Source organism: Pseudoalteromonas sp. SWYJZ98, from assembly GCF_015864495.1.
In the GTDB taxonomy this organism is placed as follows: domain Bacteria; phylum Pseudomonadota; class Gammaproteobacteria; order Enterobacterales; family Alteromonadaceae; genus Pseudoalteromonas; species Pseudoalteromonas distincta.
Map to the genome: position 1 here is coordinate 25,825 of NZ_JADYXA010000013.1, position 15,011 is coordinate 40,835.

Below are 15,011 nucleotides of genomic sequence, written 5' to 3' on the forward strand. Positions count from 1 at the left end.
AAGGCATCTTTTATGAATCAAACAGTGGAACAAACAATGAAAAAAGTAGGATTAGTCGGTTGGCGTGGCATGGTTGGCTCTGTGTTATTAGAACGTATGCAGCAGCAAAGTGATTTTGCCCATATCGACACCACCTTTTTCACCACCTCACAAGCGGGTCAACTAGGCCCTGATATAGCAGGCGACGCAAAACCATTGCTAGATGCAAGTGACATTAGCGAACTTGCTAAAATGGATATTATTGTTACTTGCCAAGGCGGTGACTACACCAATGCGGTATATCCAAAATTACGCGAGTCGGGTTGGGATGGTTACTGGATTGATGCAGCTTCAGCACTGCGTATGAGTGAGGACAGCATAATAGTGCTAGATCCCGTAAACAAAGATGTTATTGAACAAGGCTTAGAGCAAGGCATTAAAACGTTTGTTGGCGGTAACTGTACAGTATCGCTAATGCTACTTGCATTAGGCGGTTTATTTGAGCAAGACCTAATTGAATGGGTAAGCCCAATGACTTACCAAGCAGCCTCTGGTGCTGGTGCACGAAATATGAAAGAGCTTATTGCACAAATGGGCGCTATTCATGCAAGTGTTGCCGAGCAATTAGATAACCCAAGCTCTGCTATTTTAGAAATTGATAAAATAGTCAGTGAAACAATGGCGTCAAATGACTTACCACAAGACCAATTTGGTGTGCCATTAGCGGGCAGTTTAATCCCGTGGATTGACGTACCTATGCCAAGCGGTCAGTCTAAAGAAGAGTGGAAAGCGCAAGTAGAAGCCAACAAAATTTTAGGCTCTTCTAAGCAACCAGTGCCAATTGATGGTTTATGTGTTCGTATTGGTGCTATGCGTTGTCATTCGCAAGCGATGACCATTAAATTACGTGAAGATATTAGCGTAGAAAAAATTGAAGAAATTTTAGCGTCTCATAATGAGTGGGTTAAGGTAATTCCAAACGAGCGTGAAATTAGTGCCACAGATTTAACACCGGTTAAAGTAACGGGCACTTTAAGCATTCCTGTTGGGCGTATTCGTAAATTAGCGATGGGACCAAAATACATTAGCGCATTTACAGTAGGCGATCAGCTTTTATGGGGCGCGGCAGAGCCACTTCGTCGTATGCTACGCATAATTGTTGATGGTGAGTAATACTAATTCGCAATACTTAATCAATTTGAGGGGTTAAATCTGACGTTAACTACGTTAAATATTTCTGATATAGAACAACTAAATAAAGAAATTTTTTCCATGTTATCGACACGATTTTCTTCCCTCAAAATAGATCACTTAATTAAGCGAATTGGTATAATATATAATCAGTTTTAACAAAAGGGGTTGGCAATTTGCCAGCCCTTTTTAGTTTAATGGCTTATAAAACCGCTTAAGAGGCTAAAACAATACTTTTTTATCTCACACAAATAACTTTGCCAATAAGCGATTAGCATTTGTTAGCTCCTATTTTAGTTCTGCAATTGCTATAAACACGGTTGTTTCTTGTTTTCTTATTTTTAGCAGTATTAACCACAGCGCCTCGCAAGAAAAGCTTTACTGGCTTTTTACGTTATCATTTATTTCATTACTTCGAATAGCAAGCCATGTATTTGTTAACAACACCCATGCTTTTAAATATCATCTGTATTTTATAGGTTTATTATTAACGGCTTTAACATGGGCTGCTTTTCCTATTTTGTTTTATGAAAACATGCAAATGCAGGAAAAATTTGTATCACTGGTTGTTTTTAGCTCCCTTGCTGGTGGCGGTGTAAACGTTTTAGTTTCTGATATTCGTTCCTCCTTGTCGTATATAACCTGCTTATTGGTTCCTTTTAGTATTTTATTACTTTTACAGCCTATTGAAGATGAGAATGTACTAGGTGTTTTAGGGCTCGTTTTATGGTTTATTTTGTGTTTTATAACGGCTTCACGCAGTGCAAAAGATGTAAAGTCATCAATTAATAATGAACTTAAGTTAGATCAATTTATTGAAAACTTAGAAAACGAAGTACAACTTCGTACCGAACAAATAATTTCTTTAGAGCAAAAAGACAACTTAACTAAATTGTTTAACAGGGGGAGCTTTGTTTCTAATGTTGAACTTGATTTAGCCAATCATCAACGATAAATACGGTCACGATTTTGGTGATTTTGTGCTGGCCCAAACAGGTAAACGATTAGTTGAAGCACAAACCCAAGGCGACTTTATTGCTTGTCGATGGGGAGGTGATGAGTTTATTTTTTATTCTCGCACTAACACCGAAGATGAACTTTTTGACTGTGTTTTTAGATTAGTTAAAACCTTAACGAAAACAGTAAGCATGGATAGCTATCAAGTAAACCCCTCTTTTAAGGTTGGGCTGTATTTTACGCGCGAAAATTTTAATCTTGCAGAGGCGATTAAATACGCTGATGTAGCTATGTATGAAGGTAAGAAAAGCCGTAATGAAATATCAGTATTTGACGAGCGAATGCATGAATCGCTTAAAAGAGAAGAAGTACTTCGCAGCTCAATTAAAGAGTGCGTAGAAAAAGGTGACTTTCATCTGTGCTATCAACCTATTGTTGATATAAGCACAAATGAAATAACTACGTTTGAAGTACTACTTCGTTGGCAGTTTAATGATGAATTTATTCCCCCTTCAGAATTTATAGATATTGCAGAGCGATATGGAAAAATTAATATACTCGGCGAATTTGTACTAGAGTAAGCTATTGCGAGCTTAAGTAAGCTAAATACCGTAAATAGTAATATTGGATTGTCGATTAATGTGTCGGTGCTGCAACTAGAAAATCATAACTTTTTAGATTTTTTAGTTGCGCTTTTAAATAGATACGCAGTTAAACCATACAATGTGCATTTAGAAATAACAGAAACAGTCATGATTAAAAATTTACCGTATTTGTCAAAAGTGATTACGGCCATAAAAAATACCGGTGTGCGTATTTCTATTGATGACTTTGGTACTGGGTTTTCTTCTATATCGGTTTTAAAAGAGCTATCAGTTGATTACATTAAAATAGATAAATCTTATATTGATAATATTTGTGAGTGCTCAAAAGACAAAAGTATTGTATCTGCGGTAACTAACATGTCGCATATGATTGGTTGCCAAGTAATAGCGGAGGGCGTAGAAAACTCCGCTCAGTTAACGTTATTACAAAGCTTAGAAATTGATAAATACCAAGGTTTTATATTCAGTAAACCAGTTAGATTTGATCAAGCACTATCCTTGATATATTAAAGGTACTCGCTGTTTTTATTTAGTTAAGTATTGCTGCATAAACCCAATTTTTTGTAGCAATTTTAAATTGGTATAACCTTTGCTGTTAATACTTAAATTAGCCACTTTAACTTCACTTAGGCTATTAACGATGTATTTTAAATACGATTTACGTAGTGTTGTTACAATTTTGCGTAATTCTTACATGTTTAAAATGCTCATTCGAAAGTATTAGGTAAAGGAAATTACAATGAGCTCGGTTTCTAATGTATTTCATAGCAAATGGTTTAACTCATTTGCGGTTATTTTATTAGTCCTTATTATTGCCAGAATAGCTGCACCTTATGCGCTTCAGCAGTACGTAAATTATCAGCTAAAACATACGGAAGGTGTTACGGGGCATGTTGGTGATGTAGATTTGTTTTTATATCGCGGTGCCTACGCGATTGACGACGTTGAAATTTACGCTGTTGATGCAACTTCAGCTCCTAAGCCTTTACTGAGTATTCAAACTCTCGATTTTTCACTTGCGTGGTCAGCCCTTTTAAAAGGGAATTTAGTCACAAACATGGCTTTTACGCGTCCTGAGATAGTTATTTACGATAAAGACCCCAATGCTTCTGAGCAAAATCAACAAGTAAAAGATGAAACCACTTGGGTGGGACTGGCGAATGATTTAGTACTGTTTTCTATTGATACCTTAATAATTGAGCAAGGCAAGTTAACCTTAGTTAACTCAACCAATAACGGTGAAAAACCCACTTTTATATCAAATATTAATGCCAGAATTGAAAATATAACGAATGCGCAAAACCTATCAAAAACACTTGTGACTACTTTAAACGTAGAGGGGGCGTTAATGGGAGAGGCCGCATTAAAACTTGATGGCAAACTAGACCCTTTTAGCAAACGCGCTAATTTTGATTTTAACGCAGAGGTACAGCGCTTCTCAGTTAAAAATCTCGACACTGTGTTTAAAGTGTATACTCCGTTTGATATTGAAGCGGGGGGCATTGATGGTGCAATGGAGCTTGTGGCTAAAGATAATAACTTAAATGGTTATGTAAAAGCGGGTGTTCAAAACCTGAGTGTATTTTCTTGGCGAGAAGATATAGAAAAAGATGATGACGGTATCTTTACTGCCATATTTGAAGGCAGTGTAGATCTACTGGGCTCTATACTCGAAAACGATGAGTCTAAACTCGTTGCTGCACGCATTCCTATAGAGGGGCAATTAGATAATACGGATGTGTCGACTTTTCAAGCCGTTATTTCTGTACTAAAAAACGCATTTTTTGATGCGTTTAAGATGAAAGTAGATAACATCATTTCGTTTGAAGATACGGGTGACAAACCTGATAACGAGGAAAATTAAAGCACTTTGGTAATGTATGTTTGCGTTGAATGCCTAAACTGCACCCACTTTTTAAACTTTAAGTGGGTGCTTTAGTACTCTTATCAGATTAGTTTTTTCGGTTACTCAATAGCGCTTTAAGCTCTGCAATTTGAACTTGTAGCTCATTTACCTGACCTTGTGTTGCAGGTAGAGAATCGTTATCCGCAAGCTCTTCTCGGGCATTTCGGTGCTCCTCACTCATTACCTCAAGTATTGCACCTACCATCATGTTTAAAAATACAAATGCGGTTAAAAATATAAACGTAAGGTAATAAATCCAGCTTAATTCGTATACCGCCATTGTTTCGTACATGATGTCGGTCCAATCTTCAAACGTTGCGACCCTAAACAAAGTAAGCATTGAGATTGAGACGTCTTGCCAAAGTACGGGGTTTATTTCAGCAAACATCATGCTGCCCATAGCGGCGTATATATAAAAAATAACAAACATTAATAGAGCTATATAACCCATTTGCGGAATTGCTTTAAGCAATGAGTTAACTAATAAGCGTAGCTCTGGGATCATCGAAACCAATCGTAACACTCTAAATATGCGCAACAGCCTAGCAATTAACATTGTAGAGCCAGCAGCAGGGTATAAACTGCCCAATACTATGATAGTGTCAAATATATTCCATCCCTTAGAAAAGAAGTCTTTAATGCCTTTACTTGCAACAAAGCGGATTATTAGTTCAATTAAAAAAGAATGCAGTAATGCCAACGTCCATCCAATTTAGAGCAAGCTCTACGGTAGGATGTAGTGAGTAAGTGTGTGCACCTACTGTAAGGGCAGAAACAATAATTACAGCTATAACAAATGATTGAAATATCTTGCTTTTGTCTATACGCTGAAACAACTTTTGTAACTGCGACATCATAGTAATAGATCCTTTGGATATTAAGATTTTATGGCGCTAATATACAATAGTATCGTAATAATTTAACGCTTTTTCGATATAGAAAGTGTAAGGAAATTTAATGTTTATCAATAAACTAAAAAGCAGCGCATTACTTATTATTGGATCATGTGTTTTGGCTGGCTGCAGCTCTGATGCACGTTTTCATGAATTACAATCGGCGCGCCTTGATGAGTGTAACTATAAAGCTGACAAAGAATATTACGAATGCCTAGATAAACAAGACTCTAACTACGAAGAGTTTAAAAAACAGCAACAAGCCCAGACTAAATAAGTAACCTTTATATTTATGACTAAAACTCAAAAACAGCGCGATAAGCAAATTCGCTTAGCGCTTACTAATGCATGCGAAGCAATTAAAGAAATGGTAATTGGTTTTGATTATCTAACGCATACAGTTGATTTAAATAACGAAGTAAACACGTTAAAAGTACAATGTTACTTTATTGATGAGGTAGCCCGTGAAGATGCAAAACCGCAACTTGATGAGTTAACGCAGATTATACTTAGCCAGCTAGCAGCTATTAAGTTGAACGCAAAACCAGCACACATCTCATTTTTAGCCAATTAACAGCGGTTTAGTTGGTATGACATCACATGGACGTTATAATTAGATAAATTATTTTTAGGGTTTAAATTATGGCTGTTCCTTCGCGTTCGCAAATTTCACCAGGTACCACAGTAAATATTGTATTAAAAGAAGATCAACGCAGCGGCACATTAACAGAAGGTGTTGTTGAGCGCCTTTTAACAAAATCACCAAATCACCCACACGGTATTAAAGTACGTTTAGAAGATGGTCAAGTTGGCCGAGTAAAAGAGATTTTATAATGGCAACGTTAACAGAGCAGGCTTTTTGGGATTTAGTAACAACGCCTGATTTAGGGCTCGATCCGCAAAGTGTGAGCGATAACCTAAAAACTAAACTTAATGATTTAAGCGATCAGCACCTTATTGATTTTGATAAACACTTTGGCATACATATGCGTAAATGTTTTACCTGGGATTTGTTTGGTGCCGCTTTTGTGATGGCTGGATGTAACGACGATTACGGTTTTAGCGAGTTTAGATGTTGGTTAATTTCGCGCGGTAAAACAGTATTCGAAAACGCTTTAGAAAATGCTGATTCGTTAGCGCAGTGTACACCTGTTTATTACTTAAACGAGCAGCCTTACCCGTATATTGATGAGTATGATTTAATAGCCGGTTTATTATTTGAAGAACGCAGCGAAGACGAATTACCGTTTATTCCATCAGGCAGTGATGAACCTAAAGGTAAACGTTTTAAAGACAAACCTAAGTTCTTAAAGCAAAGCTACCCTTTATTATTTGCAAAGTACTGGCAATAAAACAAACAGTAATTTGAGCGCTATTCAAACAATTTTATGAGTTCAATTTCCCTTCAAGTAAGCGCATTGATATAAATCGTTTTGCTGTTTAAGCACGTATTAACTAAAGTACTTAACAGCAAAATGGTTTGTAATGCAGTATCTAGGATGAATCTTTGTGGATTTAAATGTGTTCAATTTAAGGGATTTATTTGCGGCACGAGGTTTGTAACCTAATGGGCTCGGTAATTGCTCTTGCTTTATCTTACTGGCTTACACACATGTAAGAATCAGTATAGTCGAGCAAAGCTCCCTTAGCTGCTCGTGTCTTAGTTCCTGAATACGACTTCTCTCCTTTTATAGTAAATCTCTGTTATAGTTGTTAAAAGTTATAAAAGCTAAGTGATTAGGCATTTTGCTATTATTTAACACGCTGACTCACGAGGATACACCCACGAAATGAAATATTTAACACTCGCTTTATTAACTGTCGCTTTTACAAGTGCAAATGCTTTTTCTGAGCCGAGTAATAAAACACGATTTATACCGCTTTTAAAGTCAAAATTGGGGGCCTACGAAGTTGTGTCGAGCAACTCAGGGTTATGCGTTAACAGCAATTTGAGTTTGACAGATGAAAGTGATTTAAGTGCTGGTTTTAAACTTGGTGAGCAAATTGTATTTGGATCGCTCCACAATGGTACCCGAACCATTAAAAAACCAAACTTTTGCTTTATAACCAGCACGCTTAAATATAAAAGTGATGGCCTTGAAAACGGCTTAAGAATGAGCCGTTGTGAAAGCCCTGCAAACGAAAAAACAATCAGTCAAAGTATCAAATTTTTAGCTGATAACACACTCAAATATACATTGAGCGAACCCAATGTAGAGTGCACATTTAAAAAAGCAGATGAGAGTAAATAAAGCATCTAGTAAGTAGTAAGTAGCAAATCATTCGCAGTATATTTTAGGGATATCGCGCCAACGCGTAGTGTACTGCGGCGACAAAAAATCACGGTTCATGTGCCACCGGTCATTTAATTTACTACTTGCAAGGCTTAGCATTCCTTTTCCGTATCGATTGTTAATTGTGTCTAAGCATTGCATAAGTTTTGGATTATCAGGGCTTTTATTAAATAAGTCATTTTGCTGAAACTGTTCTGATATTAGCTCTACCGCACCCACACCACACTTATAAAACCGTATACCGGGTTGGTAAATCTTATTAAATACCTCAGATACAGCATTAGCCATCACGCAGGTGTCGTTAGTGGGTGAGGGGAACTTATACACAAAAGACTTTTTATAATATCTATTTTTGTGCGCGCCACTGGCTGCAAAAATATAAAGCTGGTGAGTGAGCGAGTGTTGCGCTCTTAATTTATTAGCCACTGTGGTTACATGGTTAATTAGCGCTGTTTTAAGTGCTGTTGGCTCACATATGCGCTCTCCAAAACTACGGGTCGAATAAATCTCCCGCTTATTTTGTCGTACATCATCCCAGTTTAAACATGTTATCCCGTTAAGCTCGCTTACTGTGCGTTCAACAACCACACTAAATGCACGGCGCATTGCTCTAGGGTTTTGCTGAGCAAGATCCCAGGCGGTGTGTATATTCATTATTTTAAGTTTTTTAGCTAGCCGCCGGCCTATTCCCCACACATCTTCGCAGCTCATTCTTTGTAAAATAGCTTGGCGAGTTTGTTCGCTATTTATTACTGCAACACCATTAAAACCACTGAGCTTTTTAGCGGCATGGTTAGCGGCTTTTGCTAAAGTAGGGGTCGGGCCAAAACCAACACCTACAGGAAGCTTTGTTTCGCGCCATACTGTGCGCCTTATTGTATGACCGTATTCATGCCAGTCTTTAATTAATGATGTGTAGCCATCAAAGTGCAAAAACGATTCATCAATACTGTATATGTGCTGTGTATCGCAAAAGCGGCCAATAATATTCATCATTTTGTCGCTTAAATCAGCATAAAGCTCGTAATTACTAGAGCGAATAACAACGTTGTTTTGCTCAAGTAAATGCTTAACTTTAAAGTACGGGCCAAATTTAGGAATATTTAAGCGCCGAGCAATAGGGCAAATAGCGCATACACAGCCATCGTTATTGGTAAGTACAACCACGGGTTTTGATCGAATAGCAGGGTCAAATACTTTTTCGGCACTGGCATAAAACGACACAGCATCAACTAAGGCATACATTTTAGTAACTCTGGGCTTTGCCTGTGCATTCTTATTGATAGCGTTACTACGCCTTCGAGCTGAAACTCGTCTGCAGAGGTGAGTTGTACAGGCTTATGTAAAGAAGACGCTGAAAGCAGCCGCGCATTGGTTTTATCAAGCAGTTTGCATACAAAAAGACCATTTAAGTTAGCAACAATAACGTCACCATTTTCTGCAGGCTCTGCACGGTCGATAACTAATAAGTCCCCTTCAAAAATTCCGACTTCTTGCATAGAGTTACCCGATGCTAGGCCAATAAAGGTAGCATTTGGGTGCTTTATTAAAAGCTCATCAAGGGTTACACCTAGCTCGGTGTACTGCGCTGCGGGCGATTCAAAACCACACACGCCTGCTTCTATATAAATGGGAATGACAAACATAACACAACCTAAAACGCATATACTGTATAAATGTACAGTATATGCGTTTTGTGTAAGTTATGCCAAGAAATGTATAACCGATCAATCCATATTTTTGATCATTTGCTGTGCGATATCTAAAAAGTCTTTGATTTGCTGAGGGTTTAAGTTTTTACACATTTGATTATTTATTTTCTGCTCTGAGGCTAATAACTTATCAAAAAGAACTTTACCTTGCTCTGTGAGCGACAAAATAAAGCAGCGCTTATCGTGCTCACTTGCCTGCTTATTTATTAAATTTAAGCCAATAAGATCTTTAATTAAACGTGCTATTTGCGCTTTGTCGCGCTGCGTTTTAGTAACAATATCGTTAGCCGTACAGTTATTTACGTTCGCAATAATATGTATGCAGCGTACGTGCATAGCATTTATACCAAGTTCGCCTGCGTTAATTGCTTCACGAATTGTGACGCGGTAATTTTGCATCAATTCAAACAGCGTATTTGATAAAGGTGTATTCATAAAACCCTCAATGTAGTTGACAAAGTCAATTAATTTGTTATAGTTGATTTTATCAACCAATGGGGCGTTGTGCAATTAAACATGTAATAAACCTTCTGAGGAGATCAAAATGAGTAGAAAAGTACGTCGTGCAACCGTAATAAGCACAACAGCGATAGCTCCGCATTTAAAGCGTTTGGTTGTTGGTTCAGATGAGTTTCATGATTTTCCTGCGGATCAACAAGGTGCGTACGTAAAAGTACTATTACCACATGCTGGACAAGATGAGGTTGAAATTGACCTCAAAGCAGCTGAACCTGCACCTAAGCGCTCATATACAATCAGAGCGATTGATACTATTAACCATACAATTACGCTTGATTTTGTCGTCAATCAGCATCGTGGTATCGCAACTGATTGGGCTAAACAAGCAAAACCTGGTGATAAACTCGCAATTGCAGGCCCTGGCCCTAAAAAGTTGGGTGATTTTAGTCAGTCGCAGTATTTGATGATTGCTGATTTAACCTCAGTTAATGCTATTAACGGCTATTTACAACAACTACCTGCAACAGCTGATGTTGATGTGGTCATACACGTTACAGACTCCCAAGATATCATCAAATTAGATACAATAGAGGTGCATACTAAACATCGTATTAAGTGGTTAGTTACGACTGAGCCACAAATAGAGTTAGTAGAGCAGGTCGCGCACTGTTTAAATAAGTACACGGGCACACCATTAATTTTTATGGGGCTTGAAGGCTCACTTGTGCGCACAATTCAAAACCTTGCGAAAGAGCAGTTTGCGGTCCCCAGTGCAAAAATAGTGTGTTCAGCGTATTGGAAGCGTGGCATCGATGCCGATGGCAAACCAGCCCCTTAGCCATAAGTGAATGTTGTAGTAATGATAAATTAGAGTGCATACCCATGAGAGGAAGTTTACTTAAACAAAATAAGCGTCTCACAGCACTTACTTTAGAATAAGTAAACTTAGGTATGCACTCAGGTTCGGTGTCGAGACGTTAAAGAGTCTTAACTAATCGATTTAAGCATTTAACTTCTAGCGGGCTAAATAAAGCGCTAACTGCATTAGTAGTTTTTGATTGTCGCAATGTTAATCTCGACAATTGCTCCACGCTTTTGGATCACTTGGGCGGCCAGTAAATTACCCGCTTGTGCACATTGTTTTATAGGTTGCTCTGTTAACCACTGGGCTAAAAAGCCGGCGTTAAATGAGTCACCTGCGGCGGTAGTGTCGATCACTTTTTCTACAGCGACAGTATTAAACAGCTCGACTGAAATTGAATTATCAAGGTGTTTTTTACTGTATTGGCAGCCATCCGCGCCGAGTTTTACAACGACCTCATGAGCGCCTTGTTGGTGCAAACGCTCGGTACATTGCGCAACATTACTATCTCCCCATAATTGTGCTTCATCGTCAAAGGTCACTAATGCTAAATCGGCTAGTGCGTATGCTTTATTATTGGCAAGGTGGCAGTGCATTTTGCTTGACCATAATGCAGGGCGATAGTTGCTATCATAAATAATTTTTATGCCTTGCTGTTTTAGTAACGCTAAATGGCTGAGTAAAGTATGGCAATCTTGCTCTGCTAAGATTGCCAGCGAGATCCCCGATAAATAAATAGCATCAACTTCGGCAAGGTTGGTTAGTACTTTTTTAAAATCAGTATGTTGCAATAAATATTTAGCGGCTGAGTCGCTACGCCAATACTGAAAAGTACGCTCCCCTGACACATCGTTTTGAATCATATACAAACCTGGTTGTTTGTTATGACTGAGCAGCACATTGTCAGTATTAATATGGTGAGCTTGCCATTTTTCAATCAGTGCACGACTTAGTGGATCAGTGCCCATGGCACTGACGTAATTGACGTTTACTTCATTGCCTGCGAGTTTTTTTAAGTAAATGGCGGTATTCATGCTGTCGCCGCCATAATTTTGTTGCATAGCAGTAAATGGTTGGCCGCTAAGCTCAACCATACATTCGCCAATAATTGCGATGGACTTAGGTGTCATTTATAACGTCACTCCTTTTTTCCAAATAGCGACTTCACGAATGTCGTTTATTTCATTGCAAGTTGGTTGGCCGTTTACGATGTTGACTAGCAGTTCAACAAACTCCCCGTGGACTTGCTCCATTGAGACATCGTTAATTAAAACGCCAGCGTCAAAATCTATCCAGCGTTTTTTCTTATTGGCAAGTTCTGAATTAGTAGCAATTTTTAACGTTGGCACAAATCCACCATAAGGCGTACCGCGGCCAGTGGTAAATAACACCATATGACAACCTGCAGCACCAAGTGCGCTGGTGGCAATAGGGTCGTTACCTGGTGCATCTAATAGATTTAATCCAGGTATTTGCAGGCGTTCACCATAGTGTAAAACCGCTTGTACTTTACTGGTGCCGGCTTTTTGCGTACACCCTAATGATTTATCTTCTAAGGTAGTGATCCCGCCTTTTTTATTACCTGGCGACGGATTTTCATAAATAGGTTGATTATGAGCTTTGTAATAACCTTTAAAGTTATTAACCATGTTAACGAGCTTGTTAAAGGTTTCCTCGTCTTTACAGCGCGACATTAATAAAGTTTCAGCGCCAAACATTTCAGGTACTTCGGTTAATACCGTTGTGCCACCTTGAGCAATTAAATAATCTGAAAAATAACCCAGCATCGGATTCGCCGTGATACCAGACAAACCATCGCTGCCACCACATTCAAGGCCAAACTTTACTTCAGATAAAGTACCTGGTTGACGTTTATCTTGTTTTACTTGGGCATAAATTTGTTCAAGTAGCGCAACGCCTTCTTCAATTTCGTCATCCGCTTGTTGGGTGATCAAAAACTTAATTCGGCCTTCATCGTAATCCCCTAAGCCATCACGAAATGCCGGTAATTGATTATTTTCACAGCCTAAGCCAACGACTAAAGCGCCACCAGCATTTGGATGCAGTGCCATGTTTTGTAGCAGTATCCGTGTTGTGTCTAAATCATCGCCCAGTTGAGAGCAGCCAAACTGGTGAGGAAACGCATAAATGCCATCAATTTCTAATTGTGGATGACGCAGTTTAAACTCTTTGATCATTTGGTTGATCATGCCATTAACACAGCCTACCGTAGGGATCAGCCAGATTTCATTACGAATGCCAATTTCACCGTTTTGTCTACGATAAATATTTACTTCAGGCGAAGGGGTCGCTTCACTTTGCTCAATAAACTCAGGAATATACTGATAATCCAGTTCATCATTGAGGGTGGTTTTAACGCAATGGGTATGCACCCAACCGCCTTTTTGAATATTCTCTAGGGCAAAGCCAATGGGGGCACCGTATTTAATAACATTCTCTTGTTTATTAATATCACGCAGCGCCACTTTATGGCCTTTATCAATGTTCTCATTGACTAAGATCTCTTCGCCATCAACGGGCAATATTTCACCAGCGGTGATATTACGCATTGCAATGGCAACATCATCAGTTGGGTGTAGTTTAATTAATGGTTTCATATTATTGGCCTAACTGGTTAGTAAGCGTAGTAGCTACACCTTCAGTGAGCATATTACGTAGGTGAGCTGTAACGGTGGCAGTTAATTCAGGAAGTTCATTTAAATCACTTTCCCAATGCCATTGTGCCCCTAGTACTTGTTCAACAAGCGTGTTTAAGGATAGGGTGTTGTTATCAAAGTCATGCCACAGGGTATTAAATAGTTCTAGCCATTGTGGTGCATCGCTCAATTCAATTTGCTGCTCATTACGTAGGCCTTTATACATCAAAATTTGCCCTGCAATAGCCAATGCCATCATATTCGGTACGGCGTTATTTGTTTTCACATAGGTGTGCAACTGCGGCAAAATACGGGTCTTAAATTTAGTCATACTGTTGAGTGAAATAGACAGTAATAAATGGCAAATATACGGATTTCTAAAGCGGTTCAGTACATCATTGGCAAAGCGCTTTAATTCATCTTCAGGTAAATCAAGAGTGGGAATAATTTCAGCAAAGATTAATTGCGTTAGGTATTTTTCAAACAAAGGATCGGCCAGCGCATCGCCCACAGAATCAATGTTCGCCATGTAAGCTAGTGGCACTAAAGCCGTATGAGCACCATTTAAAATACCGACTTTTTGTTGTTTGTAAGGTGAAATATCATCAACAATTTTTATATTTAGATCACTGTCTTGCAAGCATAATAATTGTGCTAGATGCTGCGGTCCTTGAATAACAAACAAGTGAAAGTACTCAGCGGTCACCATAAAGTTATCTAAATAACCTAACGATTCTTGTAGTTGTTGATGCTCATCACGGGGGAAGCCGGTGACAATACGGTCAACTAAGCTTGAGCAAAAGTGGTTAGCTTCATTCAACCAGCTTGAAAACGCCTCAGGTAGTTGCCAAAGTTGGCAGTATTGAAACACGATTTCTTTGAGTTTCTCGCCATTGTAGTCAATTAACTCACAAGGGATGATCACCATACCGCTGTCAGCTGAGCCGTTAAAGTGATTAAAGCGATGGAACAACCACTGCGTTAATTTAGCTGGGAATGCCTTAGCGGGAGCGTCGTCGAGTTTATCAGTATCAATATATTCAATACCAGCTTCAGTGGTATTTGAAAAAATAATTTTCAGATCCGGATTCTCAGCTAATGCCATATAACGCGGAAAATCTTTATAGACAGGAATTTCTTCATTGATTGAACTAATAATACGATGATCGGCGACGGTTTCACCTTGCTCGTTTAAGCCACGAATAATAGTGGTATACAAACCGTCTTGAACATTAAGTAAAGGAATTGCGTCATAATCAATAGGACGAATAACTGCAACGCCGGCGTTGAGAACACTTGTTTCATTGAGTTTATCAATTTGCCAATCGATAAATGCACGCAAGAAATTCCCCTCACCGTATTGCATTATTTTTGTTGGGTATTTGTCTTTATTAAAGTTTTTTCTATTCAGTGCTTGCATAATAAGAACCTATAAATGTTATATGGGCTGATTGATATTTATATCTTAGTCATATTTGCCACCGGTGGCAAATAGT

General features: G+C 38.6%; 15 protein-coding genes and 2 pseudogenes. 10 read left to right on the top strand and 7 right to left on the bottom strand.

All coding sequences use genetic code 11. The features are described 5' to 3' along the window. Positions 1-12: 12 nt before the first annotated feature. The 4 genes and pseudogenes from asd (at position 13) to I6F10_RS10190 (ending at position 4,596) form a co-directional block, all read left to right on the top strand. Positions 13-1,152, top strand: coding sequence for an aspartate-semialdehyde dehydrogenase (gene asd, locus I6F10_RS10180; protein WP_165742658.1), 1,140 nt, complete (start codon positions 13-15; stop codon positions 1,150-1,152). A gap of 559 nt (positions 1,153-1,711) precedes the next feature. After that, positions 1,712-2,125, top strand: coding sequence for a hypothetical protein (locus I6F10_RS20215; protein ID WP_231619921.1), 414 nt, complete (start codon positions 1,712-1,714; stop codon positions 2,123-2,125). Between the two features lie 25 nt (positions 2,126-2,150). Next, positions 2,151-3,242: pseudogene (locus tag I6F10_RS10185) on the top strand (putative bifunctional diguanylate cyclase/phosphodiesterase). 229 nt (positions 3,243-3,471) lie between these two features. Then, positions 3,472-4,596 carry a DUF748 domain-containing protein gene (locus I6F10_RS10190; RefSeq protein WP_165742659.1) on the top strand — a complete coding sequence of 375 codons (1,125 nt, stop codon included), beginning with the start codon at positions 3,472-3,474 and terminating at the stop codon, positions 4,594-4,596. 88 nt (positions 4,597-4,684) lie between these two features. Here I6F10_RS10190 and I6F10_RS10195 read toward each other — a convergent pair. Then, positions 4,685-5,495, bottom strand: a pseudogene (locus tag I6F10_RS10195) (ion transporter). A 100-nt stretch (positions 5,496-5,595) separates the two neighbouring features. Between I6F10_RS10195 and I6F10_RS10200 the strand changes: the two are divergent. The 5 genes from I6F10_RS10200 to I6F10_RS10220 all read left to right on the top strand — a co-directional run bounded on the left by I6F10_RS10200 (position 5,596) and on the right by I6F10_RS10220 (position 7,783). Then, positions 5,596-5,808, top strand: coding sequence for a hypothetical protein (locus I6F10_RS10200; protein ID WP_004334789.1), 213 nt, complete (start codon positions 5,596-5,598; stop codon positions 5,806-5,808). Between the two features lie 15 nt (positions 5,809-5,823). Next, on the top strand, positions 5,824-6,105 hold the full coding sequence (locus I6F10_RS10205) for a hypothetical protein (RefSeq protein ID WP_004334792.1): 282 nt from the start codon (positions 5,824-5,826) through the stop codon (positions 6,103-6,105). A 68-nt stretch (positions 6,106-6,173) separates the two neighbouring features. Further along, positions 6,174-6,365 carry a YwbE family protein gene (locus I6F10_RS10210; protein WP_004334795.1) on the top strand — a complete coding sequence of 64 codons (192 nt, stop codon included), beginning with the start codon at positions 6,174-6,176 and terminating at the stop codon, positions 6,363-6,365. Then, complete coding sequence (locus I6F10_RS10215; RefSeq protein ID WP_004334799.1) at positions 6,365-6,883, top strand: DUF4240 domain-containing protein; 519 nt, start codon at positions 6,365-6,367, stop codon at positions 6,881-6,883. Before I6F10_RS10210 ends, I6F10_RS10215 begins: the two co-directional genes overlap by 1 nt. Positions 6,884-7,321: 438 nt before the next feature. After that, entirely contained in the window at positions 7,322-7,783 is a 462-nt protein-coding gene (locus I6F10_RS10220; protein ID WP_004334802.1) for a hypothetical protein, read from the top strand. 27 nt (positions 7,784-7,810) lie between these two features. Here I6F10_RS10220 and I6F10_RS10225 read toward each other — a convergent pair whose 3' ends face one another. The 3 genes from I6F10_RS10225 to I6F10_RS10235 form a co-directional block, all read right to left on the bottom strand. Next, on the bottom strand, positions 7,811-9,070 hold the full coding sequence (locus I6F10_RS10225; protein ID WP_165742660.1) for a Y-family DNA polymerase: 1,260 nt from the start codon (positions 9,068-9,070) through the stop codon (positions 7,811-7,813). Further along, positions 9,058-9,471, bottom strand: coding sequence for a S24 family peptidase (locus tag I6F10_RS10230; protein ID WP_004334808.1), 414 nt, complete (start codon positions 9,469-9,471; stop codon positions 9,058-9,060). The genes I6F10_RS10225 and I6F10_RS10230 overlap by 13 nt, the downstream gene beginning before the upstream one ends. Positions 9,472-9,552: 81 nt before the next feature. Beyond that, positions 9,553-9,972 (bottom strand): MarR family winged helix-turn-helix transcriptional regulator, encoded by a 420-nt coding sequence (locus tag I6F10_RS10235; RefSeq protein WP_004334811.1) that lies wholly within the window; start codon positions 9,970-9,972, stop codon positions 9,553-9,555. A 109-nt stretch (positions 9,973-10,081) separates the two neighbouring features. Here I6F10_RS10235 and I6F10_RS10240 point away from each other — a divergent pair, with 109 nt between their 5' ends. Next, a complete protein-coding gene (locus tag I6F10_RS10240) occupies positions 10,082-10,834 on the top strand; it encodes a siderophore-interacting protein (protein ID WP_004334813.1) in 753 nt (250 codons plus the stop codon). 206 nt (positions 10,835-11,040) lie between these two features. On the opposite strand, the gene I6F10_RS10245 is transcribed toward I6F10_RS10240, so the two are convergent. From I6F10_RS10245 to I6F10_RS10255, 3 genes are read right to left on the bottom strand one after another with little or no spacing between them, the layout of a single operon-like run. Next, positions 11,041-11,988, bottom strand: a complete 948-nt coding sequence (locus tag I6F10_RS10245; protein WP_165742661.1) for a sugar kinase — start codon at positions 11,986-11,988, stop codon at positions 11,041-11,043. Next, positions 11,989-13,476, bottom strand: a complete 1,488-nt coding sequence (locus I6F10_RS10250) for a UxaA family hydrolase (RefSeq protein ID WP_145239125.1) — start codon at positions 13,474-13,476, stop codon at positions 11,989-11,991. It lies immediately after the preceding gene. Between the two features lies 1 nt (position 13,477). Beyond that, positions 13,478-14,935: a tagaturonate reductase gene (locus I6F10_RS10255; RefSeq protein ID WP_165742662.1), complete on the bottom strand. Its 1,458-nt coding sequence runs from the start codon at positions 14,933-14,935 to the stop codon at positions 13,478-13,480. Positions 14,936-15,011 lie beyond the last annotated feature (76 nt).

Excerpts from the sequence above, each read along its gene's own strand:
- I6F10_RS10240 (WP_004334813.1), top strand. The coding sequence starts at position 10,082 with ATGAGTAGAAAAGTACGTCGTGCAACCGTAATAAGCACAACAGCGATA.
- I6F10_RS10255 (WP_165742662.1), bottom strand. The coding sequence starts at position 14,935 with ATGCAAGCACTGAATAGAAAAAACTTTAATAAAGACAAATACCCAACA.
- I6F10_RS10245 (WP_165742661.1), bottom strand. The coding sequence starts at position 11,988 with ATGACACCTAAGTCCATCGCAATTATTGGCGAATGTATGGTTGAGCTT.
- I6F10_RS10205 (WP_004334792.1), top strand. The coding sequence starts at position 5,824 with ATGACTAAAACTCAAAAACAGCGCGATAAGCAAATTCGCTTAGCGCTT.
- I6F10_RS10235 (WP_004334811.1), bottom strand. The coding sequence starts at position 9,972 with ATGAATACACCTTTATCAAATACGCTGTTTGAATTGATGCAAAATTAC.
- I6F10_RS10250 (WP_145239125.1), bottom strand. The coding sequence starts at position 13,476 with ATGAAACCATTAATTAAACTACACCCAACTGATGATGTTGCCATTGCA.
- I6F10_RS10220 (WP_004334802.1), top strand. The coding sequence starts at position 7,322 with ATGAAATATTTAACACTCGCTTTATTAACTGTCGCTTTTACAAGTGCA.
- I6F10_RS20215 (WP_231619921.1), top strand. The coding sequence starts at position 1,712 with ATGCAGGAAAAATTTGTATCACTGGTTGTTTTTAGCTCCCTTGCTGGT.
- I6F10_RS10225 (WP_165742660.1), bottom strand. The coding sequence starts at position 9,070 with ATGTATGCCTTAGTTGATGCTGTGTCGTTTTATGCCAGTGCCGAAAAA.
- I6F10_RS10200 (WP_004334789.1), top strand. The coding sequence starts at position 5,596 with ATGTTTATCAATAAACTAAAAAGCAGCGCATTACTTATTATTGGATCA.
- I6F10_RS10215 (WP_004334799.1), top strand. The coding sequence starts at position 6,365 with ATGGCAACGTTAACAGAGCAGGCTTTTTGGGATTTAGTAACAACGCCT.
- I6F10_RS10210 (WP_004334795.1), top strand. The coding sequence starts at position 6,174 with ATGGCTGTTCCTTCGCGTTCGCAAATTTCACCAGGTACCACAGTAAAT.
- asd (WP_165742658.1), top strand. The coding sequence starts at position 13 with ATGAATCAAACAGTGGAACAAACAATGAAAAAAGTAGGATTAGTCGGT.
- I6F10_RS10230 (WP_004334808.1), bottom strand. The coding sequence starts at position 9,471 with ATGTTTGTCATTCCCATTTATATAGAAGCAGGCGTGTGTGGTTTTGAA.
- I6F10_RS10190 (WP_165742659.1), top strand. The coding sequence starts at position 3,472 with ATGAGCTCGGTTTCTAATGTATTTCATAGCAAATGGTTTAACTCATTT.